General features: G+C 45.2%; 20 protein-coding genes. 11 read left to right on the top strand and 9 right to left on the bottom strand.

Going from position 1 to position 25,716, the window contains the following annotated elements:
• Positions 1-142: 142 nt before the first annotated feature.
• Positions 143-1,834, top strand: a complete 1,692-nt coding sequence (locus IAQ59_RS01720; RefSeq protein ID WP_209329024.1) for a potassium channel family protein — start codon at positions 143-145, stop codon at positions 1,832-1,834.
• Here the strand turns inward: IAQ59_RS01720 and IAQ59_RS01715 are convergent.
• The 3 genes from IAQ59_RS01715 to IAQ59_RS01705 all read right to left on the bottom strand — a co-directional run bounded on the left by IAQ59_RS01715 (position 1,831) and on the right by IAQ59_RS01705 (position 4,689).
• Positions 1,831-2,757: an NAD-dependent epimerase/dehydratase family protein gene (locus IAQ59_RS01715; protein WP_209329023.1), complete on the bottom strand. Its 927-nt coding sequence runs from the start codon at positions 2,755-2,757 to the stop codon at positions 1,831-1,833. The two genes, IAQ59_RS01720 and IAQ59_RS01715, sit on opposite strands and share 4 nt — an antisense overlap.
• Positions 2,754-3,770, bottom strand: coding sequence for a hypothetical protein (locus IAQ59_RS01710; RefSeq protein WP_209329022.1), 1,017 nt, complete (start codon positions 3,768-3,770; stop codon positions 2,754-2,756). Before IAQ59_RS01710 ends, IAQ59_RS01715 begins: the two co-directional genes overlap by 4 nt.
• Positions 3,771-3,939: 169 nt before the next feature.
• Positions 3,940-4,689, bottom strand: coding sequence for an NUDIX hydrolase (locus tag IAQ59_RS01705; RefSeq protein ID WP_209329021.1), 750 nt, complete (start codon positions 4,687-4,689; stop codon positions 3,940-3,942).
• A gap of 389 nt (positions 4,690-5,078) precedes the next feature.
• On the opposite strand from IAQ59_RS01705, the gene IAQ59_RS01700 reads away from it, so the two are divergent.
• The 3 genes from IAQ59_RS01700 to IAQ59_RS01690 all read left to right on the top strand — a co-directional run bounded on the left by IAQ59_RS01700 (position 5,079) and on the right by IAQ59_RS01690 (position 7,737).
• Positions 5,079-5,783 carry an L-ribulose-5-phosphate 4-epimerase gene (locus tag IAQ59_RS01700; protein WP_209329020.1) on the top strand — a complete coding sequence of 235 codons (705 nt, stop codon included), beginning with the start codon at positions 5,079-5,081 and terminating at the stop codon, positions 5,781-5,783.
• A gap of 123 nt (positions 5,784-5,906) precedes the next feature.
• The gene (locus IAQ59_RS01695; protein WP_245189359.1) at positions 5,907-7,328 is read left to right on the top strand and encodes a sulfatase family protein; all 1,422 of its coding nucleotides are present in this window, start codon (positions 5,907-5,909) and stop codon (positions 7,326-7,328) included.
• A gap of 202 nt (positions 7,329-7,530) precedes the next feature.
• Positions 7,531-7,737, top strand: a complete 207-nt coding sequence (locus tag IAQ59_RS01690; protein WP_209329019.1) for a hypothetical protein — start codon at positions 7,531-7,533, stop codon at positions 7,735-7,737.
• Between the two features lie 190 nt (positions 7,738-7,927).
• Here the strand turns inward: IAQ59_RS01690 and IAQ59_RS01685 are convergent, their stop codons facing one another.
• Together IAQ59_RS01685 and IAQ59_RS01680 are read right to left on the bottom strand one after the other, a co-directional pair.
• Positions 7,928-8,659 (bottom strand): hypothetical protein, encoded by a 732-nt coding sequence (locus IAQ59_RS01685; protein ID WP_209329018.1) that lies wholly within the window; start codon positions 8,657-8,659, stop codon positions 7,928-7,930.
• Positions 8,660-8,952: 293 nt separating this feature from the next.
• Positions 8,953-10,545, bottom strand: a complete 1,593-nt coding sequence (locus IAQ59_RS01680) for a purple acid phosphatase family protein (RefSeq protein ID WP_209329017.1) — start codon at positions 10,543-10,545, stop codon at positions 8,953-8,955.
• 180 nt (positions 10,546-10,725) lie between these two features.
• On the opposite strand from IAQ59_RS01680, the gene glgP reads away from it, so the two are divergent.
• A complete protein-coding gene (gene glgP / locus IAQ59_RS01675; RefSeq protein WP_209329016.1) occupies positions 10,726-13,251 on the top strand; it encodes an alpha-glucan family phosphorylase in 2,526 nt (841 codons plus the stop codon).
• Between the two features lie 37 nt (positions 13,252-13,288).
• Here glgP and IAQ59_RS01670 read toward each other — a convergent pair whose 3' ends face one another.
• From IAQ59_RS01670 to IAQ59_RS01655, 4 genes are all read right to left on the bottom strand, one after another.
• Positions 13,289-14,299: a helix-turn-helix domain-containing protein gene (locus IAQ59_RS01670; protein ID WP_209329015.1), complete on the bottom strand. Its 1,011-nt coding sequence runs from the start codon at positions 14,297-14,299 to the stop codon at positions 13,289-13,291.
• A 246-nt stretch (positions 14,300-14,545) separates the two neighbouring features.
• On the bottom strand, positions 14,546-15,592 hold the full coding sequence (locus tag IAQ59_RS01665; RefSeq protein ID WP_209329014.1) for an amidohydrolase family protein: 1,047 nt from the start codon (positions 15,590-15,592) through the stop codon (positions 14,546-14,548).
• Positions 15,555-15,788 carry a HepT-like ribonuclease domain-containing protein gene (locus tag IAQ59_RS01660; protein ID WP_209329013.1) on the bottom strand — a complete coding sequence of 78 codons (234 nt, stop codon included), beginning with the start codon at positions 15,786-15,788 and terminating at the stop codon, positions 15,555-15,557. Before IAQ59_RS01660 ends, IAQ59_RS01665 begins: the two co-directional genes overlap by 38 nt.
• Positions 15,757-16,404, bottom strand: a complete 648-nt coding sequence (locus IAQ59_RS01655; RefSeq protein ID WP_209329012.1) for a helix-turn-helix domain-containing protein — start codon at positions 16,402-16,404, stop codon at positions 15,757-15,759. The genes IAQ59_RS01660 and IAQ59_RS01655 overlap by 32 nt, the downstream gene beginning before the upstream one ends.
• Before the next feature lie 277 nt (positions 16,405-16,681).
• On the opposite strand from IAQ59_RS01655, the gene IAQ59_RS01650 reads away from it, so the two are divergent.
• The 6 genes from IAQ59_RS01650 to nhaA all read left to right on the top strand — a co-directional run bounded on the left by IAQ59_RS01650 (position 16,682) and on the right by nhaA (position 25,563).
• Positions 16,682-17,917 carry a DUF6786 family protein gene (locus IAQ59_RS01650; protein WP_209329011.1) on the top strand — a complete coding sequence of 412 codons (1,236 nt, stop codon included), beginning with the start codon at positions 16,682-16,684 and terminating at the stop codon, positions 17,915-17,917.
• A gap of 661 nt (positions 17,918-18,578) precedes the next feature.
• Positions 18,579-19,166: a hypothetical protein gene (locus tag IAQ59_RS01645; protein WP_209329010.1), complete on the top strand. Its 588-nt coding sequence runs from the start codon at positions 18,579-18,581 to the stop codon at positions 19,164-19,166.
• Positions 19,156-19,800, top strand: a complete 645-nt coding sequence (locus IAQ59_RS01640) for a Fic family protein (RefSeq protein WP_209329009.1) — start codon at positions 19,156-19,158, stop codon at positions 19,798-19,800. The genes IAQ59_RS01645 and IAQ59_RS01640 overlap by 11 nt, the downstream gene beginning before the upstream one ends.
• Positions 19,801-20,050: 250 nt before the next feature.
• Positions 20,051-23,278, top strand: a complete 3,228-nt coding sequence (locus IAQ59_RS01635) for a type I restriction endonuclease subunit R (protein ID WP_209329008.1) — start codon at positions 20,051-20,053, stop codon at positions 23,276-23,278.
• Positions 23,278-23,865, top strand: a complete 588-nt coding sequence (locus tag IAQ59_RS01630; protein WP_209329007.1) for a M48 family metallopeptidase — start codon at positions 23,278-23,280, stop codon at positions 23,863-23,865. The genes IAQ59_RS01635 and IAQ59_RS01630 overlap by 1 nt, the downstream gene beginning before the upstream one ends.
• A 366-nt stretch (positions 23,866-24,231) precedes the next feature.
• Positions 24,232-25,563: a Na+/H+ antiporter NhaA gene (gene nhaA / locus IAQ59_RS01625; RefSeq protein WP_209329006.1), complete on the top strand. Its 1,332-nt coding sequence runs from the start codon at positions 24,232-24,234 to the stop codon at positions 25,561-25,563.
• Positions 25,564-25,716 lie beyond the last annotated feature (153 nt).

Here is a 25,716-nt window from a genome sequence, read left to right as displayed (position 1 = left end):
TGGTTTCCTTCGTGAAATGGGAATCTTCCTACCCAGCTGTTGTTTTTTTTGGAACAGATTTTTGTGACTTGCCCCTTCAATAAATAGCTTCGTTTCGGTTGCCCCCCTTTTTCAAGAGGGCATATTTAGTTACTTTTGAGCGATGAAGATGTTAACCACTCAGGTACTTATCTTTCTTCGGAATAAGCCGGACCGAAAGAACCTACTTTTATTGTTTCGGTTTTTATTATTGTTGCTAATAATCATTTTGGTCTACACGCTGCTATTTCACTTTTTGATGGAGCGTGAAGGTCAGTCGTATTCTTTGGTAACCGGATTTTATTGGACACTCACCGTGATGTCGACGCTAGGATTTGGTGATATCACCTTCCAAGGAGATGCAGGCAGGTTATTTTCGGTGATCGTTTTGGTATCTGGCATGCTTTTTCTCCTCATTCTCTTTCCGTTTACCTTTATCAATTTTTTTTACTCTCCCTGGATGAAGGCCCAAGAGCTGGCGAAGGTTCCTAGAGATCTGCCTGAGGGAATCTCCGGTCACGTTATTCTGACGAAATACGGGCCCATAGCCGAAGTGCTAATCAAGAAGCTCAAGCAGTTTAACTACGAGTATGTGGTATTGGTAGCGGATATTCAGGAGGGGTTGCGGTTACGGGACCTCGGGGTTCATGTGATGCTGGGCGATTTGGGCGATCCGGAAACCTACCGGATGGCGAGGGTAGGCAGGGCCGCATTGGTAGCGACCACAGAATCAGATGTCATAAACACCAACGTTGCATTTACGGTAAGGGGTATTAGCAAAGACGTTCAGATCATCGCTACCTGCAGTTACGCAGCCTCCGATGATATACTCAAATTGGCCGGCTGTAATCATGTGTTGCATCTGGGAGAAATAATGGGGTTGTTTTTATCGAGGAGAGCCAATGGCGGCGATGCCGGCGCCCACTTAATTGGCGAGTTTGACGAATTGAAGATTGCCGAAGCGCTGGTGACCGGGTCGAGCTTGGTTGGACTTAAATTTAGAGAAACGAGACTTCGGCAAGACATTGGCGTGAGTGTGGTGGGTGTATGGGAGCGGGGTAAATTTCAGGCTGCGGAGCCAGATACGTTGATTTCTTCCAGTACGGTGTTGGTGTTGGCAGGGACAGCCCAACAGATAGAATCGTACAATCAGACCTTTTGCGTGAAGGCCGTGATGGCGGCGCCTGTTTTGATCATAGGGGGAGGGCGTGTGGGGCGTGCTACGGGTCGTAACCTGATTGCCAGGGGACTGGATTACCGAATTGTCGAGAAGGATCCCGAGAGGGCGAGGGGAAAGGAGCGAGTGGTGTTGGGAGATGCTGCCGAGTTGGAAGTGCTCAAGGAAGCCGGCATTGACGAAACCCACTGTGTCATCATCACATCCCATGACGATGATGTCAACGTTTACCTGACCATCTATTGCAGGCTTTTGCGCCCGGATGTACAGGTGATCACACGGTCAAATTTGGAGCGGAATATCGGAATCATGCATAGGGCAGGTTCCGATTTTGTCATGTCCTATGCCTCCATGGGCGCCAACACGATCTTTAACCTGTTGGAGCGTAGTGGCATTCTGATGGTGGCCGAGGGATTGGACCTCATCGAAGTGGCCGTTCCGGAGTCGTTGGAGGGAAGAAGCATAGCGGCATCCTGTATACGGAAGGAAACCGGCTGTACTGTTATTGCCGTGAAGGCGGAGGGCATCACCCATGTAAATCCAGCACCCGATATGGTACTGCAAAAGGATGCCGAGATTATCCTGATAGGCACGGTAGAGGCCGAAAAGAAGTTTTTTGAACGGTACGGTTCAAACTAAAGGCACGCCTTCAAGCCTTCTTCGATAGGGGTTGGCTTCAAACCATAGGCCTTTTCAATTTTGGAAGAGTCAAAGCAATAGTTGTTTTCAAGCTGGTAACTCAGTTCTTTTATTTCGGAGAGAATGGGTATAAAGGGCGATAAGAGTGTCATCAACAGGGGTGGCATACGCCGAATGGTTGCCTCCATGCCCAGATATCTACTTAAAATAGCTGCAATATCTTCCGCTGAAGGATATCTGCGGTCTGTGGGTAAGTGCCAAACTTGGTTGTAGGCGGCATCCTGTTGGGCTAGAAATGCGGTGGCATTTGCAGCATCAGGGATATAGGTGAAGGAGTGCTTTTTATTGGTTTGGTAGAGCCACTGCGCGGATTTCCCCGCTTTCATGCGGTTGATGACTGATTCGTTCAACATACAAAACCGGGCATCTTTCCCATAAAAATCGGCTGCGCGAACGATCATTCCCTTGAGTCTGCCCGAACGGATTTCATCCAACATCTCTTGGGCAATTTTGGCGCGAACTATTCCTTTTCTACTGGACGGATTGATGGGACTGGACTCCGTGAGTTTCCCTACATGTGCGGGGTCATATGCGTACATGTTGTCAAAAAAAACCAACTTGGTGCCGTGGGCAATACAAGCGTCCAAGACATTTCTCATGATGACGGGCCACTGTTTTTCCCAAATGTTGGTTTTGTAGGTTATTCCCACTACTAAGTAAGCCGCGTCTGAACCAGCTACAGCGCGATCAGTTGCTTCCGCGTCCAATAAATTGGCGGTGAACACCTCATCGCTTGGGTTGACTTTCGAAGGGTTTCTACTGACCAATCGGAGAGGGAGGGCATTTTTAGCGAGTTCCATCGCCAGGGCTTTTCCGATATTTCCGGTAGATCCCAAGATGGTGTGGTAAAGTGGTTGGCTCATGGCTGTTGTAGTGACGAATGGGTAGAAAAGAATGAGTAGGTGGTGGTCCAGGTTTGGCTTTCGCCTGGCATTACGTGTACATCCATGTACGGTTCTGGGCATAGGGTCGTGTGAATGGCCCAAAGCGGCAAAAATACGATGGGGTGATCATTGGTGATTCGTACTCCATAGCCGCTCTTTCGGTTGGTTAGGGTGATGTCGTAATCCGAAGCTTCTTCCGAGTAGCCTCCCAACACAAAATAGATGCTTTCTCCGGGTGGGATAGCCTCCTTAAATACCACTTTATTGCCGGAAATTTCGGTGACTGTGCCCATGCCCCGGGTATTTGAAATCAGCGTCGGCCGAAAAGGGAATGAGACCTCGTAAGCAGGGCCTATGGGCTGATTGTCAAACATAAAAAAATTGTGATTGTATACGCGGGTTTTGATGGGATTTTTGCCGGTATTTTCCAGTCGGTGCACCAACTTCATTTCCGGCTGACCTTTTGCCAGTTCCACTGTCTTGGTATATTGGTAGCCATAGCCGTTTTTTTCCGAAAGGCTCTGCCGGAATGTGACACTGGTTTTAGTTTTTTTGACCCGCCACTTTCCATGATCGGTGATCTCAAAGGGAGCTGTAAAGCGGTAGGGCTGTTCGTCTATTTTCCGTATCCACCCAATGCCGATTTTAAGAAACGCTTCACCGGGCTTTGCCGCCTCGTATCCGATCGGGTCAAAAGCTTCCACTGGCCCTAAAATCGCGTCGTGCAGGTACGGGTCATACCGCTGAAACCACTGCCCGAAGTACGTGTGCCCCTGAAAAGTAAGTTGGGAGATGACACCAGACCAATCAAATCGGGAGCCTTTATAATATCCTTTTGAGGCATCGGGAAGATACAGGCTGACCCGAAGGTGATCGCTTTGGATCTCTGTGGATGGGAAATCCTGGGCTTTTGCCATGCCAACCCAACTGGTCAGCACCAACAACCAGGCAATCCAGTAAGGTTGCTTGAATAAATGGGAAGAATGTATCATACTTGACTGAATATAAAGAAGTAAGTTAGGTGTTCTAGCCCAAAAAGAAAAATGGCATTTCTTCCCAAGTTAATCGCATACCGGCTGTTTGTGTTTGATGCGCTACCGCATGAAGGAATCCATTTGAGGAAACCGAGTGTCAATGCGATGGCGTGTTTACGTGTAAGGACTAATTATCGATAAATGCCACGGACTCCTTCCGATCCGTTTCCACGCTTAGTGGTATTTCGTTTCTGGGAATGAAGTTTAGCACCCGCTGAAATTGTGCTTGATAATTTTCCTTGTTGAGGGTATAATAGTAGGCCCCCTTTTTCGATTTAGATTTGTCTTTTTCCTCCTCTTTGCTGATAATACCGGTGGATAGCACTTTTCGCGAGAAGTTTCGCTTGTCAATGTTGATATCGTAAAGTCCCTCGTACAGAATTTGAAGCTGTGGTAGGGTAAATTTATCCGGAAGAAGTTGGAATAATATCGGGTGCATTGCCGCCTTGTACCGAAGTTGTTTCAGGGATAGATCTACCATCTCTTGGTGGTCAAAAATCAGGTTGGGCAGTGATTTCATCTTAAACCACTTTGGTTGGTAATGGTCGCTTAGCTGCTTGGCATATTGCTTGATGTCTATCAATGCGTAATAGGTCACGCCAATGACGCGTTCCACAGGGTCTCGGTGTGGCTGGCTAAATGCGTGCAGCTGCTCCATGTACACATGCTTCAATCCCGTGAGCGTTGTTAGAATTCGTTGTGCCGCTTCATCCAAGGATTCATCCGGCTGGAGAAATCCACCCATTAGACTCCATTTGTCCTTTTCCGGTTCGAATCCTCGTTGGATAAGCAGTAATTTGTAGTCTTCGCCGTCAAACCCAATTACAACGCAGTCTACCGATACCAACATGCGGGTTTGATTTGAATATTTGATCATATAAATGGTTGAAATTGATTTGGATAATTGGTGAATTGGTTAGTTTAATAGCCGCAATGATAGCTTGGCGTACTGTTTTTTTGAAAATCGCAACCAAAATTAAACTATTATGCCAAGGAAACAAGTTGAAAATTTATTTTACCTTCTTTGCCAACCTTTGTTAGATTCATCTTTCTATTCTGAAATTGGCAATATAACTTTGGATATTGCATACACTAAATGAGAATGGGCGGTAATTGGGGAACAAGTAGGATTGGTGCTAATTACAGCTTTATGGGTAATATACCCACAGATTTGGGAATTGGACTACTGTTCCTTGCGTATTGGGGCTGTCTCCATATCACAGGCATGGGAAGGCGGTAGGGGATACAGTATAAAAAATATTCAATATGGGATCTTACAAGCAATTAAGGGAAGCATGTTACGAAGCCAATATGGAACTGCCAAAAATGGATTTGGTTGTTTACACATTTGGAAATGTCAGTTCAGTGGATAGAGAAAAAGGGGTCTTTGCCATTAAACCAAGTGGCGTTCCCTACGAAAAGTTGAAGCCAGAAGATATCGTCGTGGTGGATTTTGAAAACCGGATAGTAGCTGGGGCTATGCGGCCGTCATCGGATACGAAAACCCATGCTTTTTTATACAAAAATTGGGAGGACATAGGAGGCATTTGCCACACGCACAGCACCTATTCGGTCGCTTGGGCCCAATCCCAGCTGGATATTCCCTTACTTGGTACCACCCACGCCGATCACAATACCAGCGATATTCCCTGTGCCCCCCCTATGGCAGACGAGCTGATTGCAGGCGATTACGAACACAATACCGGCCGCCAAATAGTGGATTGTTTTGCATCAAAGAAGCTTTCCTACCGAGAGGTGGAAATGGTGCTGATCGGAAATCACGGCCCATTTACTTGGGGAAAGGATGCCGCTAAAGCAGTATACAATAGCAGGGTATTGGAGGAAATCGCTAAAATGGCTTATTTGACCCTGCAAATTAACCCAAATGCGCCCCGTCTAAAGGATTCCCTGGTCAGAAAACATTATGATCGGAAACACGGTAAAGATGCCTATTATGGGCAAGGCTGTTGAGATACACCTGAAACAGGAATGCCTTGCTAAACAGCTTCTTGCATGAAAATTTAGGCGCCAATCCTTTTGTTGGCGGAGCATTTTAGTAATTTAATACATGTAAATCTTAAGTAGAAAAATCATATGCGAACCTTTTTGTCTAATGTGCTGTCTGGAGCCTTGTTTTCGATATTCGTTATTGCCTGCAGTAACCCCTCTTCTGATGCTGGTTTTCATCGGGAGGGTCCGCCCAATGTGGTGATTATATTTGCCGATGATTTGGGTTACGGGGACCTTTCCAGTTACGGGCATCCCAGTATAAAAACGCCCCATCTAGACCGCATGGTAGCCGAAGGACAGAAATGGACCAATTTTTATTCGGCAGCAAATGTGTGCACGCCCTCTAGGGCCGCCCTGCTGACCGGTAGATATCCGATTAGAAACGGTATGTGCAGTGATGTTCGCCGGGTGCTGTTTCCAAATTCTGCTGGAGGTCTGCCCCAAACCGAAAACACCATCGCCAGAATTCTTAAGCCGGCGGGCTACGCAACAGCCGCGATAGGAAAGTGGCATCTGGGCCATTTGGAGCCATTCCTTCCTACCAGCCACGGATTCGATTACTATTTTGGCATTCCCTACAGTAACGATATGGACGCCGTAAACGATCTGGATCGACGGGAGAGGTTTTGGAACGCCAAAATCGAGTATTTCCACGTACCCCTTATGCGCAATACCGAAATCATCGAAAGACCGGCAGACCAGACTACTATTACCAAGCGGTATACGGAAGAGGCCATTGCATTTATGAACTCGCACAAGGAACAACCGTTTTTTATCTATTTGGCGCACAACCTGCCCCATGTTCCCCTTTTCGTTTCCGAGGATTTTGTTGGGATTAGTGACCGGGGTTTATATGGGGATGTGGTGGAGGAAATTGATTGGGGTGTAGGACAGATTTTAGATTACCTGCGATCCAGCGGACTGGCAGAAAATACCCTGGTGGTATTTACCTCGGACAACGGACCTTGGGTCGCCTATGATGATCATGGTGGAAGTGCAGGCTTGTTTTATGGAGCCAAGGGGACCAGTTACGAGGGAGGTGTGCGGGAACCGGCAATTTTTTGGTGGCCGGGAACGATACATCCACGAATGGTGACGGGCATGGGCAGTACTTTGGATTTGTTGCCTACTATTGCCTCGCTTGCCAATATCGCCCTGCCGGATGACCGAGTTTACGATGGCTACGACTTGAGTGGATCCTTGATTGAAGGATTGCCATCCCCGCGCGAGGAAATGTATTTCTATCATGGTACCCGGCTCTTTGGAGCCAGAAAGGGTTCCTATAAGGCCCATTTTTTCCAAAACAATCCCCGTGGCTATCCCGAGCGAATGGAGGTTTTGGACCAGGCTAAACTGTACCAGGTACAGCATGACCCCGGAGAACAATATGACCTTGCCGCTGAGCATCCGGAGGTATTGGAGGAAATAGCTGAGATGGTAGAGAAACACCGAAGCAACTTGGTTCCTGCCCCTACAAACCTTGAGTCACGTCTAGAAACACCCTAATAGGGGATGTGTATAGTAAAGTTTTGGATAACCAACCTCACACCATCAGATTCCATTTATTCTGGCATATCCGAGCTGCGTTTTGATACTGGATTAGTGCTTTCACTATAAATGATGTCGATCAAAAAATGAGCATTTTATTTTGCCACTGAAATGTTTTTTCAGTGAGGAGTTCTTTCTTTGAGTTATGGGAATAAAACGTTTGCTTAGATTGGTTCTTCGATTTCTGAACAACTTCCAATTTCTGTTATTGGCGTTGATCTTAATCTTGGGATGGTTATACATGCTCTATGGGATGATCTATGGGAAGCTTAACGTGGCCGTATGGATTATTTTCTTCAGTCTATCGATTGTACTTAAGTTGTTCGCACTGTTCAGGTTTGGTCACCTGAAGAAGGGAGATGCCTAGGTAGAAGACCACCCTCACGTCTAGATGGCAATAAAGCAATAGGTTTTTCACTCCTGATTTTCTTTCACGTTATATCCATAGCATTGCTCAGTGCCGGCAGGGAAATAGATGAGCAAAGTCCCCCTAGCAACCCTCAAATTGAGGGTGTTTTTTTGAATCACCTAAAGGATTTTATTGTCCAAACAGCTTTTTATTCCCTGCCCCTTATGGCATGTTGGTTTAGGTACTCATACAGCAGTCCGAGAACCGTCTCATGGTCCATATCCAAAAATTCGTGTTCACGGTGGTACCTATTGAATCCGATGATCCATTCGTCCAGCTCGGGTTCGCGAAGCTCGAAGCGGTCCATTAAAACCTGCTTTATGGAATCTGATCGTATGATCTCCAAATAGGCGGCTTGCCTAGTGGCTTTTTCCAAAGCCCGCTTGTACTGTCTTTTGTTTCTTTCTCTTTTGGTAAAATAGGAGATAGGGCCGTCTATGGTGAAGCCCGGTGTCATCTCTGTAAGAGACCCACTGTGGCCGGGCATAATCCTTCCCGGGCCCATTGGTTTTCTGGTCGGATCCTTGTCAAGGGAAACACCCGGTATATAGATAGATGGTCGTTCGCCATAAACGCTAACGGTAGGCAACCCCACAGCATCAAAGATCATGGAAACCACTTGGTGGTTTGTTTCATTAACCACTATTGTATGGGTAACATAGCCCTCTTTGCTAAACACTACTGAATCTCCCGGTACCACCTCCATGCGGAAATGCCCAAGGTGACCACTGGTGAAAGTTGCAGCTGTCCGCATATTCTCCACCTTTACTCCCTGTAGGTAGGAATGATCGAATACATCTATGATATTCCCTGTCAGCACTTGGCTCTGAACAGAAAAGGCGGTAGTGAATAGTAAGGAAAAAAGTAGGATGGATCTCATAGACAAGCGATTGTTTACAGTGGTAAAGAAAATCCTATCTACGGCATGTGAAATGCCCTCCGACCAGTTTATATACCACCAGACTTTGACTGACTAAGGTACAGCCTGCCTTTCACCTGCGAAAAATTTCCGTGTTAATATATGCTAATGGGATATCGACCGCAGAGGTAAGTCTTAGTCACTTTATCCAACCCGTTTTTGGTCTAGCTAAAAAAAGAGCGTCCAGAAAGACGACTTGGACGTCTTTCTGGACGCTGCGAACGCCATGGATTGTCAAAAGACAGTGGCCTATCCTAAAACTTTTCTGGTTCGGACCAGTCGCTCCATTCCAGGTGTTGGTCGCGGTACCTTACTCGGAAGTAACGGTCTGGAACACGAGGTACCCGCAGAATCAGCTCATCCGTGAGATCGTCACCGGCCTGCTGGTTTACGTTGTAGAAGTAGTCTTCGGATTGTTTCCAGCTTTCGTGAAGTATTTCCTGGAAATCTGGTGTAGTAGCAATCTGCCAATGGGAGGCATAATGAACGGCTCCCTGTCGCTTGCTGGCAAAGCCGGAGGCCTTTAAAATGGTCTGACCGTCCACCCCATTTCCGACTACGCCCTTGGTACTAGGCTGGTCGGGTTTGATTCCATACCTCCAAACCGTTACTTGGTCGCTTAGTTCGTTGTCTTTTGGGGTATATTCATTTCCCCGGCTGATGCGCTTGAGGGTGAAGGAAGGGTTGTCCTTGTTTGGGTCTACCTCGATGACGACAAATCCGTATTCCGGCTGGGATACGCTGAATTCCGCGTAGTTGCGCTGTGCGTATTCGCCCCAATAGTCAATTCGCCCGCTTGCGGAGGCCACATTGACCCAAAGATGCCTGTAGTCCCTGGACTGCCCCCGTGAATACGCATGGGTGTGTCCGAACAAATGGGCCGAGGGTTTTCCCGACACTTCGGTAAATTTCTCCAATAGGTCGATGACCTGTCGGGTATATTCCAATTCACCCACCAGCCAAAACTCTGTCTTGAAGGGGTGATGTATCTGTAGAAAAACAAAATCTATATGGGGATCAGAGGAGGTTTTTTCCAATACCTCCGTCAGCCAGTCGATTTGCTCTTTGATACGATAGGGTGTGTTCGAATCCAGGCCAATGACCCGGACGTTTGCATGGTCCTTGTACCACCAATGGCCATCGTAGGCGGCATTTCCGTTTTGGGGCAGGTGAAAGTATTTGAAAAAATAATCAGAATTATCTTCGTGGTTGCCCGTTACCGGGTAAACGGGCACATGGTTGAAAAGAGGAGCCGTTGGCCGGAAGAAATGCTGAGGCCATTGTTCGTAGATTTTTCCCCTAGCTACCAAGTCACCAGTTACCATGACGAAAGCCAAGTTGTCATTCAAAGGGTTTTGTGGACTGGCATTAAAGTATTTCAGAATGCCCTGATGCACGGTTTCTTCCAACTTGTCAGGTAACTGTCCATCAATTTGAGAGTCGCTGAATACGACTATCTGAAACGGAGACAGCGGGTCGGTGGTGGGGTTCGGAGGGGTGGTAAACTCGTATAGGGCGGAAGTAAAGCCTCCGGTTTTTACGCGGTAAAAATACCGGGTGTTACTCTGCAATTCGGTTAACCCGACATGGTGTAGGATAGAGTTTTCATACGCCACATAGGTGTGGATTCCCGTTGTGTTCAGGTCAAGTTTTTTGGACAGTCCGTATTCGACGATACTTTCCTCTCCGCTGTCTGTTTCCCAGCTTATGTGTATGCTGTTAGGCCTGGCATTTTGCAGATAAGGATTTACGACCACACGCTGCGCCAAAGTGGGTGCCATGGAGAGAACGAATAGTGCAATTACTTGGACGAGGCTTTTTCGGATAATGAGGGAAGTGTAGGACATTGGTGATAAGTGGGTTATAAGGGGAGTATTGAATTATGAAGAATACTTCGTGCCCGGAGAAAACGACTAGTGTTTCGTTGATTTTCACCCTTTTTTTGGATACGCGGTAAATTTCGTCATTTTTCGATATATTGGAGTTTACAAACCCTTGATTTCTTTTTAACTACTACCGATTTTCTTATGGACAATTCCGCACTAGAAGATTTCCACCATCAATATAGCCGCGAATTGGGCCTGCTAAAAAAGTTGGCGCTGGATATTCGTTGGTCATGGAGCCACGTGACGGACACATTATGGAGACAGATTGACCCGGCACTCTGGCGGGCCACCAAAAATCCGTGGTTGATGTTGAAGCGTGTTTCCATGGATAGGCTTATTTATGTGTTCTCCCAACCGCAATTTTTGGAACTTTTGGAGGAATTAATCAAGGAAAGGGAAGCCGCTTACCAATGTCCAGCTTGGTTTCAGCAAACCTATTTGGAAAGCCACTTGCGGCGAGTGGCTTATTTCAGCATGGAATTTATGCTGGATGAGGGCCTTCCCATCTATGTGGGAGGGCTGGGTAATGTGGCGGGCGATCAACTCAAGGCTGCCAGTGAGCTGGGTGTTCCGGTGGTCGGTGTGGGGCTGTTTTATCAGCAGGGGTATTTCCGTCAGGAAATTGATCGGTTTGGGAACCAGCAAGTGCGGCAGCCATACAACGAACCAGGTCAGGTGCCCGTGTCTCCTTTGCGTAAGGCGGATGGGGAGTGGTTACGCGTGCAGGTTCGATTTGGCGGCTTCACCATTTGGTTGAGGTGTTGGGAAGTTTGCGCCAGAAGAGTGAAGCTGTATCTGTTGGATAGCAATGATCCGGCAAATCTCCCTGTGCACCGAACGATTACCAACGAAATCTACAGCGGTGGCCCCGACCACCGCATCAAGCAGGAGATCATTTTGGGCATTGGGGGGTGGAGGCTGTTGCAAGCGCTAGGTGAGCTGCCGGATGTATGCCATCTAAACGAAGGGCATGCTGCCTTTCTGGTACTCGAAAGGGCTAATTGGTACAAAGAAACGTATGGGGTTTCTTTCTGGGATGCCCTGGAATTGACCCGAGCAGGAAACGTTTTTACCACCCACACTGCCGTACCGGCAGGGTTTGACCGGTTTGATGCCAGTCTCGTTGGGCAATTTTTAGGTGATTATGCGACGAGCGAGCTAAACATCGATCTTCATTCCCTGATGACATTGGGGAGAAGGCATCCGCATGACGAAAATGAGCCTTTCAACATGGCCTTTCTGGCCATTAGGGGAAGTACGGGGGTAAATGCGGTAAGCAAACTACATGGTGAGGTCAGTAGAAAGTTGTTTAGCGGACTGTTTCCACGGTGGCCTCTATCTGAAGTTCCCATCGGACACGTTACCAACGGTGTTCATATGGCCACTTGGGATGGTAAGTTTTCAGACAGACTATGGACGGAGGCCTGTGGGAAGGACCGGTGGCGAGGCGATTTGGAGACGGTGTCCGCCAAGATATCCAAGGTGCCATCGATCGATTTGTGGGAGATGAGAAATGAATCAAGGTCGCATCTGGTCAATTTTGCAAGACGGCATTTGGCAAATCAATATAAGTTGGGGGGGCAGGAAAGCCTAGCCGCACAGTCGGAGCAGCTATTTTCGAAAGATGCCCTAACTTTGGGTTTTGCCCGGAGGTTTGTAGCCTATAAGCGAAGCAATTTGCTGCTAATGAGAAAAGACAGGTTTGCCGCGTTGCTAAGAAACTCAGATCGGCCGGTTCAGCTATTTATTGCCGGTAAGGCGGGACCGGGGGATCAAGTGGGTACCGGCCTTATCCGGGAGTGGGTGACCTTTATTCGTGAGTTTGGACTACACGGCAAGGTAGGGTTTTTAAGTGATTACGATATGGCAGTAGCCAAGCAGCTTGTGCGCGGGGTAGATGTATGGCTTAACACTCCCAAACGCCCTTGGGAAGCATCGGGAACGAGTGGTATGAAGGTTTTAGTAAATGGTGGTCTCAACCTGTCCACACTGGATGGGTGGTGGGCAGAGGCCTATGAACCTTCGTTTGGGTGGGCCTTGGGAGATCAGCAGGATCATGAAGGGGATCCTACATGGGATGATTGGGAAGCAGAGCAGTTGATTCGGCTGCTGGAACAGCAGGTGGTGCCTGAATTTTATGAGCGAAACGCGCATGGGATTCCGGAAAAATGGGTGGACAAAATACGGTGCAGTATGTCAGTCCTTACGCCGCGCTTTTCGGCAAACAGGGCTGTCCGCGAATATACCGAATCCTACTATCTTCCCGCTGCAACCCGCTACATGGAAAGGGCCATCCAAAGCGGGGAGCGTTCGGAGCGGTTTTTGCAGGAAAGGGCGGAGCTGCATGCAAATTGGGATGGAATCATGTTTGAACATAAAGTCTGGACTGAGGAAACATCGGGGCGGCGGGTGTCCCTTGTGGTCGGGCTTGGTCGGATGAACCCGGATTGGATAGCATTCCAATTGTATGCCGAGGCAACCGATGGGTATCAGCAAGAAACATGGGTTTTCGACAAGGGAGATTTTGACGAAAAAAACGGACATACATCCTATTCATTGTATTTTGCAACTGATCGTTCGCAGGAGCACTATTCGGTTCGAATGATTCCTAAGTTACAGGGGTTATCCTATCCGTTGGAGGTCGATTTGATCCGTTGGTGGGAATAGCGGTGTTAGGGCGTGGTATCTTGGAATGACCGGGTTGTTAAGGGATTATTTCAAACCGATTGAGTTTCTCACCTATCTGGGCCTTCATATTTCGAAAAAACCGGTACCTTTCTTTTTCTCCCACCGAACTGATCAGAGTGGATTTGCGGATGAGGTTATCCAAGCTTTTGAACATGGTATCGTTTAAATTGGGATCAAAGGAACCAAGAAAATAGATGACGCTGTGGTTAAGGTAGGTGATCCGTTGCCCGTCCAACTCAGCCATAAATGTGTTGTCTCCCAAGATGAACTGGTTTGTGAGAAGCCGGAAAGTTCCCGATGACTCGTCCGGGTGGCCATGCATACCGAATTTGAGTCCGCTTTCGGCCTGCTGTTCGATGTGTTCGATCATTTCCAAAACCTGTTGGTAGAGAATTTTGGAATCCTCCTGACGCACGAAATTTCCCATTTCCTCGTACAGCTCTATTTGGCGAAGGGTGGTTTGGATATTGTCCGGGTTCCAGATTTCTGTGCAGGGGATTTGGTTGTAGAGTTTTGTTATTTGCAGGCCAAGATGGTACAGGTTTGGGTATCTGTGTACAGATGAATCGAATACTTGGTCTTTTAGTTCGTCATAATGTAGTATCGATTTCATCCAGAAGAAAAACTTAAAAGCGGCCAACTCTGGATGGTAAAAGTGGTAAAACGGTGGGATATCCTTCAATAGGAAATATACGTGTTTTTCTTTGTATCTATTTACCATTTCCAATTGCAACAGCATATCCTCCAACCATACTTGAAAGCGATCTGGCCCGCTATTATTTAGCTTTCCATGAAACAATATCGCTTTGGTGTTCAGGTTTAGCAATTGATCCAACGAAAGTTGGAAGTACTCACAGATCTTTCGAATCTCATTCAGGTTAATTATTTTTTCTCCTCGTATCCGGCGATATGCAGAATCCAGGCTGATGTTCAACATGTCCGAAATTTCATGGACCAAAGATTTGTGTGGGGCGATAAGGGGTTTCAAGTGATCAAAAAACCCTTGTTGGAAGTCAGCGTCCTGCATAGTTGATTAAAAGCAGCGAAATCGGGTGAAACAAACAAATGGTTTGCTCGGCTTCAGGCAACACTTTTCACATCAAATTCCCAAAGTAGGGATTGATTCGCATATCTTCGCAAATGCCGAAATAATAGTGGCTTATGGCTTCATAAGTTAGGTATCTTTTTAAATTTGTCAAAAAATATAATAGATAATTTTGTCCTTTTGTAGGATTTGCTGCACGAAGCTGGATAGGTATAGGGCTACCTATTCCTATTCTGCCAACTTTGGATAGCAACGAAGTGCATTTGTCCGATAAATTTTGTCTACAACCGTTTTCGGGAGCTTCATTCCGCGAAAGCTTCCTGTAACTTTGGGCGCCTCCATCTTTTCGTCGGTCACGAAGAAGCGCCAATGCCGAAGCCAAACCTGATGGGCATGTTCCATCAGGTCGGATTTAGTAGTTAGCCCTTTCGTCGTTATATCGAGAGCGTTGCTTCTAAGGTCGGTCCCGTATAAAATACGGTCTTGGTAATTGATCAAAAAATCGCGGACACTTTGCCCGTCGCTTACTGCCTGATGCTGCAAGTGAGAGATGCGTTCCGCAAGGTCCACGTTCATGTGCGGGTATCTATCTAGCCTTTTGGCCAGTTCCTGCACACTCCATTCCAAGCTTCCCAAGTGGGCCCCGATAAAATTAAGCGTCGGATGTTTCTCAAGGAGGCGGTCACGGGCCGCAATTTGTTGGTCGTAATTGGGGTATTCAGGATGCAAAAACATGTGGTATTCGGGATTTTCCCTGAAATAAGCCCGGTCGCCTTGCACCGTCATTTGTTCGAGGGGCAGCCAAGTATTTTTTGGTTCACCTAGGTGTGCCAGTAGCGGGATGTTTTGTTGGATGAGGAACTCGATGATCGGTTTGAAGGCAGGATGGTCGATCATGACAAAATCGCCGTTCTTATCCCTCAGGTCCATTCCGATGTTTTTCCAGACCTTTACCCCAATTGCGCCTTTGCCTACCATCTCGGACAGATAAACTACCACAGATTCCACCCATCCGGGTTGGTGAAAGCCCTCCAACGAAAATGTAGTGATAAAATGGACCTTGCCAAGGTATCGGGGGAGTATGCTGAGCGAGAATTCATCCTGTTGTCTCGGACTTTGGGTGGGGGTGGTAAAAACGCTTACGTTTACCAGCGAAAAATGATCAAGGATCGCCTGATCGGCAAACAAGGTGTCAAAATCCTCCCACATATGCATATGGGCATCTATTTTTTCCACTTTACGGAAATCTTCTAGCGTATAGTATTGGGTTGTCATATTCGTATTTATTTAAAATGCGGTCATCTGTATGACGGCTAGCTTCACCTATAATTAAAAACTGATACTGAACGGCACTTTGAATTTTTAGGTCTTCCAAAGAGGTGTTTTCGTCCACACCATCAACATATTCCTTGATTAATTCAATTGCTTCAAGGACATGTTCAGCCCTTTCTCTTGGTGTGGGCTTGTCCATAGATTTTTTTCAAATTTTTGTTTGCAGTTTCAAGCGCAAAAGTTTTCAATTGCCCTTTTTCTGTGATGTCCACTTTCCTGTTAATCTTGGTTTCTATGAGATAAGCAATATCCAAAAGATCAAACATTGAATACCTTTTTCTCTCGTTGAATTCAATTATTATATCAACATCACTCGTTGATTTGGCATCTAACCCTGCCATTGAACCAAAAAGCCAAGCAGAAGCTACCCTGCCATCACTTTCGAGTATGCCTTTTATGTTTGATATCAGTGTGTTTATCGTGTCTTTTGATAATGTTTGATAACCTACCTTTTCCTCTGCCACTTGCAACGCTTGCAAAGCCACCTCTTCATTCGCCACTTCATGCATCAGCTTGTCAGACAGCCAGGAAACAAGCAATTCCGTTTCTTTAATCTTGAAATACTCGGCAAGTTTTATCACCTGTTCACGGCTCGCCTTCCGATGCCCTCGTTCAATTTTGCTCAAAATCGCCTGGTCAATATCGAGGTATGCGGCAACGGTACGCAGGGGCAATTCCATATCGACCCGAAGTTTTCTTATCGTTTCGCCGAAGCTGTCCATTTTGATCAATTTTGCTTTGAATAATTTTGTCAAGTCTAACTTTTTTTGGCAGGATTTCAAATACGGATAGCGTGTTGTCACAGAGCAATTAAATTTGGATCGATGGTTTCACCCATGGAGGTATCCCATCCGAACGGTTTTATTTTAAAGGACACTTTTGGGTGCGTTTTTCATGGACGGAACCAGTGTGGCGCATTTTGTCGATGGGTTGTTGATTTGCCGATTTTATGTTTCTACAGCAACCTTTGTACGCTTTTGTCCCTGGTGTTACTCAAAATTGACTATTTTTACTTATAAAACCATGATACGTATGAATTTGGCGAGAATCCTGTTTTTTCCCATTGTGTTCCTTTGCTTTTGCTCCTGCCAGAAAGGAGATATTCAGGAGGAAGAAATCCAACCCTATGCGGAAGGAAGTTTTGGCTACGATGTAGATTTTTTGGCTGGCGTTGATGAGAGTTTTATTGTCTTGGCGGATGGAGGCTCCCAGATCCTGCTTTCTCCGCGGTTTCAAGGGAAGGTTTTTACCAGCACTGCAAAGGGCCTATCGGGCACCAGTTACGGATGGATGAACTACGACGCCATTGGATCAGGAACTGTTGCAGCTCATATCAATGCTTATGGGGGAGAGGACAGACTGTGGCTTGGTCCGGAGGGAGGCCCTTTTTCCATCTATTTTCCACCGGGATCTGAGATGGTCTTTGAAAACTGGCAGACACCGGCAGGCATCGATAGTGAGGCTTGGGACTTGGTTGAATCCACCGAAAAAAGTGTGGTTATGACTAAAAGTTTGGAATTAGAAAACTACTCGGGAACAACGTTTAGAGCGAAGCTGGACCGAACAGTCAGCTTGGTTGCCACAGAAAGCATGCAGGAGGATTTGGGCATTTCACTTCCCGGATCGGTTTCGTGGGTAGGATTCGAATCGGTGAACGGAGTGACGAATACGGGTCTGTCACCATGGGAGGAGGAAAAGGGCGCCCTTTGCTTGTGGGTTTTGGGGATGTTTAATCCCTCAGATAATTTGCTGGTATTAGTTCCATACGTCGACGGGTCTGAGGATGAGCTTGGAGACATCGCAACCACGGACTATTTCGGAGAAATTCCGGATGACCGGATTCGTGCCGCTGATGGTCTGTTGGTTTTTCGGGGAGACGGAAAATATCGAAGCAAATTGGGGCTGTCGCCAAAGAGGGCCAAATCCCTGCTGGGAAGTTTTGATGTGGAAAATAATGTATTGACTGTGGTCACCTACAATAAGCCAATGGAGGATCTGCCTTATTTGAATCAAGTGTGGGGTCCGCAGGATTTTCCATATGCTGGCGATGCGATTAATTCCTATAACGATGGACCATTAGAGGACGGCACACAGATGGGGCCATTCTATGAGTTGGAAACGGTGTCCCCTGCGGCATTCCTTTCGCCCGGGGGGCGGTTGGAACATGTTCACCGCACCTATCACTTTGAGGGTCCTGCTGAGCAAATGGATAGTCTCCTCGGGGAGATTTTTGGTATTACGCTTGACAGCTTGAAAGGGTTTTTTTAATAGATCGACTTCATTAAACGTAAACCCAGGCCGGAAAGCCTATCCGAAGATTCTACAGGTAATTTATCAGCGGAAGTGTCATTTTAAGGGTGATGTTACCTAATTTAGAGGTTACGGATAGTCTAAAACTGATGGCTTTGCAGCGTAAAATGAGAATTTATAATCCTACGCCGTCTCATTTTTCCGAACCCTATAATGCCCCAATTGATAATGTTATCGAAGACACCTTTTCGAGATCCTCGTATCATTCCTATTTTCTTCAATCGGTGGATTTGGTTGCTCACCTTCTTTACCGCAAAGAATATCCAAAGGGAAGTTTGAAAAAATTTGGAATTGAACATCTATTCGAAAAGTTAGAACCTATTCTGTTAAAGCAAGCCAGTAGATCTGATGAATTTGGAATTGTTAGAAAATAAAAAGCCTCGGTTCAAGAACCGAGGACTTTGTTGCGGCCCGATCTGGGCTAGCGGCCCAAACCGAGTCGACTTATCTTTACCGATTGGAAGATTGATCGGTTTATATAGAATGTTCTAGCGTAGAACGCTGTAAATCTTGATAATGATTCAAAAGTACAAAGATCATACTAAAAGCCTATACCATAGGTAAAATAAATCTAAGCGAACTGAGGCAAGTAATTCCAATTTCATTATAAGAAAATAAAATGACCATCTCCACCGCCGATACCACCCTTGCCCTTCGCATTTCCCAAGCCCTTCAAGAATATTTTGATCGGGAGCGGATGGTGGGGCCTTTGCGTTCGAATGAGGTTTATGAGATCTTGGCAAGGCAGGGGCTGATTGAGCGGGACCGGCATCAGGGGGTCAAGTTTCGGGAATTTCTGCACCGCTTGTGCAAGGAGAATCAGCTTTACCTGATTCCTCAGTGCCGCTTTGAAGAAACGAGGGGAACTCAGGTGAATTGGTTTTTTGAATCTACTCCGGGAAAAGTACCTACAGGAAGAAAACTAGTTCCCCTAGCTCAGGCAATCCAAAGGAAAACCCTTGACTTGGAAGCGATCGTAAAGGAAGTGGATCAGCTACCCAAGCGGGATACTTTGGGTTTTGGTGTGGTAGAGTTAGAGACCCGCAAGAATTATCCCCGGGCTTATGAGTATTGGAGTCCGAAGGAAGAAGAGCGGCTGAAGAAGGTTTACGCTGAGATTCAGGATCCCATGGAGCTGAGCAAGGTATTTAAGCGACAGCCGAGTGCGATAGAGAATCGAATTAAGAATAGGTTTAATGAACCGTAGTAAAATTGGAGAAAAGCGGGTTGGTAATTATAGGCTCTTAATAAGTATTATAAATCTGAGCGATTGGGATCCCTTGGTAAAAATGGCGGTTATTCATCATCAGTTTGAAAGCATTCACCCCTTCTATGATGGAAACGGAAGAACTGGCAGGATTATCAACATTCTATATTTGGTAAAAGAGGGCTTATTGAATTTACCCATTCTGTATTTGAGCCGTTACATCAATCAAAATAAAAGCGACTATTACCGCTTATTACAAAAAGTTAGAACGGAAAATACCTGGGAAGCATGGGTGCTGTATATACTTGAAGGTGTTGAGCAGACTTCTTTGCAAACCATCAAGCTAATAGACGGCATTAAGGCCATCATGCAAAAGCACAAGCACAAACTAAGAAGAGAATTACCCAAAATATACAGTCAGGATTTGTTGAACAATCTATTCCGACATCCTTACACGAAAATTGAGTTTGTGATGGCTGATCTAGCGGTTAGCAGACCAACAGCAACCCGATATCTGGATGAATTAATGGCTATCAATATTGTACACAAGCATAAGCTAGGGAAAGACAATTACTATGTCAACCATGAACTATTGGAATTGCTGGCTAATGTGAATTCAAAAACAGGAACATGATAAGAAAACAGGTAAAATCTTGGCATATTATCCAGAACATGTAAAGAAAAGTGCCATTTTCTTTACATGACAAAGGCGACATGTAAAGAATTTTAATTCTAAGTATAAGTTCTACAAAACCAAAATAGAACAGGACATCCTTGGGAAAAACTGGTTCATGTAAAGGAAACTGGTAAAAAATACACAGGAGAAAAGCATCATGTATAGAAAACCGTACTTTTCTACACATGACACAAATGAATTACAAGTTATGGACACACCAAGCCTTAAAGAAGACCATATCAGCCAGATACCCGCATTGGAGATGCTGGTGAATTTGGGCTATACCTATTTGAGTCCAGCAGAAACTGACCGGCTTAGGGGTGGAAAAACGACGAATGTCTTGTTGGAAGAAGTGCTGAGGAAGCAGTTGAAAGAAATCAACAGCATACGGGTAAGTGCCAGCAAAACCAGCATTTTTACGGATGAGAATATCGAACGTGGTATTCAGGCATTGAAAAACCTGCCCATGAACGAAGGCTACATTGCTGCCAGTGAAAAAGCCTATAACCTGCTGACTTTGGGTCAGGCATTGGAGCAAAGTGTAGATGGCGACAAAAAGAGTTTTACGCTGCAGTACATTGACTGGAAAAACATCAGCAACAATGTATTTCATGTAAGCGAAGAATTCAGCGTGATGCGAAGCACAAGCAAAGAGCATTACCGCCCCGATTTGGTCTTGTTTGTCAACGGCATTCCCCTTTGCATCATTGAGTGTAAGCGTCCTGATATGAAAGAGCCCTTGAAACAGGCTATCAGCCAGCATTTGCGTAATCAGCAGGAAGATGGCATCCGTAATTTGTATGTGTATTCACAATTGACACTGAGCATTGCCACACAGGAAGCTGCTTATGCCACCAATGCTACCCCAGAAAAGTTTTGGGCAAAGTGGCAGGAGAAATTCAGCGATGAGCATGAGGAACGAAACTACAAAAACAAACTACTAGAACTGAAAAATCGGCCACTTTTTTTGAAAGAGAAAGCGCAACTATTTTCTGACCGCTTCAAATACGTTAGACAATATTTTGATGCTTTAGAAAAGGAACCAATACTTCCCACAGAACAAGATACGTATTTATACAGTTTGTGCCGTCCCGACCGGTTGATGGACATTATTTTCAATTTTATTCTTTTCGACAGCGGCACAAAGAAAGTTGCTAGATACCAGCAGTTTTTCGCCATCAAGAAATCCATGCAGCGGATTCGAAATGTAGCAAACGGAAAGCGAAAGGGAGGCGTAATATGGCACACCCAAGGAAGTGGAAAATCGTTAACCATGGTAATGCTGGCTCAAGCCATTGCTTTGGAGCCCAGCATTCGCAATCCAAAAATTGTGTTGGTAACTGATAGAACCGATTTAGATAATCAGATTACCAGTACGTTCAGAAAGTGTGGCAAGTTTGTAGAAAACGCCACTACTGGGCAACGGTTGGTAGAGTTACTGGAAAGCAAAAGCGATGCGGTGGTAACCACCATCATCAATAAGTTTGTTGCGGCAGTTAAGAAAATTAGTAAGCCCTTAGATAGTCACGACATTTTTGTTTTAGTAGATGAAGGTCACCGAACACAGCACGGAACTTTCAATGTGGATATGCAAAAGACATTGCCCAATGCCTGTTTCATTGCCATGACCGGAACGCCGGTTTTCAAGAAGGACAAAAGTACCGCAGCAAAATTTGGTGGAGTAATAGACGCCTACACCGTTGACCAGGCCGTAAAAGACCATGCGGTAGTACCGCTTTTGTATGAAGGAAGATTGGCAAAGCAAGATGTGAATGCAAGTCCGATAGATACTTTTTTTGGAATGGTTGCAGAACCATTAACCGAATACCAAAAAACAGACATTAAGAAGAAGTTTGCACGATATGATCACTTGAACTCAGCCGAGCAAAAAATGCGCATGATTGCCTGGGACATTAGCTATCATTTTCGGGACAACTGGCAGGAAACAACGCCATTCAAAGGTCAGCTGGTTTGCGATAAAAAAGTGAATGCTATCAAATACAAAGAATTCCTCGACGAAATTGGGATCATAAGCTGCGAAGTATTGATTTCATCCATTGACGAACGTGAAGGAGAAGACAGTGCGTATGAAAAGTCCACCGAAAAGGAAAATCAGTTTTGGAAAAAGATGATGGACGAACATGGCAATTCAAAAAGCTATGAAAAGAACATTATCAGCCGTTTCAAAAATCAGAAAGATCCGGAAATTATCATTGTAGTTGATAAATTGCTTACTGGTTTTGACGAACCCAAAAACACCGTTTTATACCTTACCAGAAACCTGCAAGGACATAAACTTTTACAAGCCATTGCAAGGGTAAATCGTATCTATCCTGACAAAGAATTTGGCTACATCCTTGACTACTATGGTGTAATTGAAAATCTGGATGATGCCTTGCAGCTAAATTCTTCCTTTGATGATTTTGATGAAGAAGATTTGGCGGGGACACTCACCAATATTTCTGAAGAAATCAAAAAGCTTCCCCAGAAGCATTCCGAACTTTGGGATATTTTCAAAACCATTGCCAACAAGCGGGATGCTGAGGCCTATCAGCAATTATTGAAAGATGAAGCAATACGGGTTTTATTTTATGATAAACTTGCTGCCTTTGCTAAGGGTTTGAAGCTAGCCTTGTCTTCCATTCAGTTCCATAAAGAGGTTGAGGAAAAGGTGATCAACCGATACAAGGAAGATTTGGCCATGTTTCTGAAATTGCGTTTGGCAGTTGTCGAACGATACAGTGATCAAATTGACTACAAACAATACGAAGGGCAAATCCAAAAGCTGATTGATACACACATCACCACGGAGAAAATTGACACGATCACGGAACTGGTAAATATTTTCGACAAAGAGAAATTTAGGCAAGAAGTAGAAAATACGACAGGCAAGGCTGCCAAAGCAGATAAAATCGCCAGTAGAACAGCGAAACACATCACCGAGAAAATGGATGAAGATCCCGCTTTCTATAAAAAGTTTTCGCAAATGCTAAAAGAAACCATAGCCGACTATGAGGCCAAGAGAATCAGTGAAGCGCAATACCTGCGCAGAGTTCAGGACATCATGAACAATGTATTGGCTCATACCGACCAGGATATTCCGGAGCAATTGAAAGACAGAGACGTTGCCAAAGCATTTTACGGCTTGACAATTGAAGCTCTTTCAGAAAAAATTCAGGATGATGTAATTCGAAGAGAAATCTCTATACAAACAGCTTTACAAATTGACAATTTAATTCAAGATGCCGTTTTGGACAATGGTAAACCTATTGTTGACTGGCAGTACAAAACCAATATCACAGGAAAATTGCTAATCGAAATTGGCGATTATTTGATTGATGAAGTGAGAGATAAATACAGTGTGGACTTGATATTTAATGACATGGACAAGATTGCAGAAAATTGTATTGAAGTAGCCAAACTCCGTTACAAATAATGACAGCAGCCATACAATTCGGAAGCAGGACAATAGATTTTCGTTTGGAGTATTCCAACAGGAAATCACTTGGGATTACAGTGACACCTGAAATGGAAGTATTGGTAAAAGCGCCGACAGACACATCTCTGGAAACAATAAAAGAAAAAATACGAAAAAAAGCACCCTGGATAATCAAGCAGCAAAGCTTTTTTTTATCCTTTCACCCCAAGACCCCTCAACGAAAATTCATCAGTGGAGAAACACATTTGTATATGGGCAGACAATATCGTTTGCAAATTCAAGAGGGCAAAGAGGAGTCTGTTAAGCTAAAGGGGAAATTCATTTTGGTCACCACTATTAACAGGGCGAGAACAAAGGAGTTATTGAATGAATGGTACCTGGAACATGCCAGAGAAAAGTTCCACTCCATTGCAAAACCCCTAATCGAAAATTTTAAAAAGCACAAAGTAGAGCCAAGTTCTATTGTTTTACGGGATATGCCGACACGTTGGGGAAGCTGTACACCCAAAGGAAAAATCATCCTCAATCCTGAATTGATAAAAGCACACACAGCCGACAAAAGAACAGTTGGACAAAGACTGTAAAAAATCAGGCAAATAGCGACTCGACAATGAAGAAGGAAAGAAGAAGGTTTATTATGTAACAAGGGTGTATTTGGCAATAGCAAATATAGAAGTAAATCGAAGGTTCGTGCTCTAAAGAAAGTTATGGTAAGTGGACGGGAAAGAGCTTCTGACCTGCTACCGCACCTACCCGGTAGTAGTTTTACTTTTATAAAGTAGGGATAATTATTTTTTGTAAGCAAAGCAATCTTTTTTTAAGTTTATCCGTATAAGAAAGTCAAATCCTTAGTTTATTTGGGATTTTCGGAAATATCAAAAATATTTATGGAACCCATAATTATTTTTTGTTCAAATCCGTATGAAGTTTCAAATCAATAGAAAGATGATATGACGGCTCAAAAACTCGTATTTAGTACGCTTAGCCCCTTGGTGCAATTTATCCAAAAGAGCACCTTTAGCTCGTTTTTGCTCTTCTTCTCCGCACTATTGGCGTTGATCTTGGCAAACTCTCCGGCAAATGAGTCCATTCAATGGTTGTTAAGCCAACGGATTGGATTTACACTAGGGGAATTCAGCGTATATAAATCCTTGTTGCTTTGGATCAATGATGGTCTGATGTCTATTTTTTTCTTTGTGGTTGGACTCGAATTGAAGCGGGAAATAATTGCTGGAGAACTGTCCAATCCCAGGAATGTGCTATTGCCAATTGTAGCAGCCATCGGCGGGATGGTTTTTCCGGCGTTGATTTACGTTGCCATTAACAGTAGTGGAAATCCGGCAGCCATGAATGGTTGGGGGATTCCGATGGCCACAGACATTGCTTTTGCGTTGGGGGTATTATACCTCTTGGGGCCCAAGGTTCCCATACAGCTAAAAGTGTTTCTTACTGCCTTGGCGATTATTGATGACCTAGGTGCGGTACTAATTGTTGCATTTTTTTATACTTCGGAAATCTCATTAATCGACCTGAGTTATGGAGCGTCTGTTTTTGCACTCATGATAGGTTTAAATTTAGTCGGGGTACGGAGTGTGCTAGTGTATGCTGTGCTGGGGATTGGAGGGGTGTGGCTTGCTACATTGCTTTCTGGTGTGCACGCGACGGTGGCTGCCGTGTTAGTGGCCTCCATTATTCCGGCTGATAGAAGAGTTGACAAGGCACGTTACCTAAAAGCCATATCGGAGCTCACCGAAAAATTCAAAATTGCCAGCCGCGCCAAAAACGACAAATACCTGCTCACTTCAGATGAGGAAAATATCATTGGTGAAATTAAGCGATTGTCCAAAGCATCCATATCGCCACTGCAACGGTTGGAGAGAAGCATGCATGGGCTAGTAGTTTTCGTCGTCATGCCCATTTTTGCGCTGGCCAATGCGGGTGTAGCCATTGAAAATGATTGGCTGGAAATGATCAGTAGTCAAGTGGCCCTAGGTGTAGGCATTGGACTGGTAGTCGGTAAGTTGCTGGGCGTCTTTGGTCTGTCTATGTTGGGGATCAAGCTTGGGTGGTTTAAAAAACCAAAAGGCATCAACACATCCATGATGTTGGGGATTTCACTTTTGGCGGCTATAGGGTTTACCATGTCCCTTTTTATAAATTCCCTGGCTTTTGAGGACCCCATGATGATAGGTCAGGCCAAAATGGGAATTCTGATGGCTTCGTTGTTGTCGGGCTTTGCAGGATATCTGATACTTAAAGGGGCGATCAAACCTAGCAAGTAGCCTTGGTCATCTTCCAGGAGTGCCCCGTGACCACTTAGCGGCTTCCTTTTGGTAATCCAAGTAAGCAGCGGTTAAGTGGTTTTCGGGTTTACTAAAGGGAGCAGTTTGTAGGTTTGGATTTTTCATTCCTTGCCTGGAATTGCGGCGGTTTGT

The organism is Lunatimonas salinarum, from assembly GCF_017811155.1.
GTDB lineage: Bacteria > Bacteroidota > Bacteroidia > Cytophagales > Cyclobacteriaceae > Lunatimonas > Lunatimonas salinarum.
This window is presented reverse-complemented; position numbering and strand designations above follow the sequence as displayed.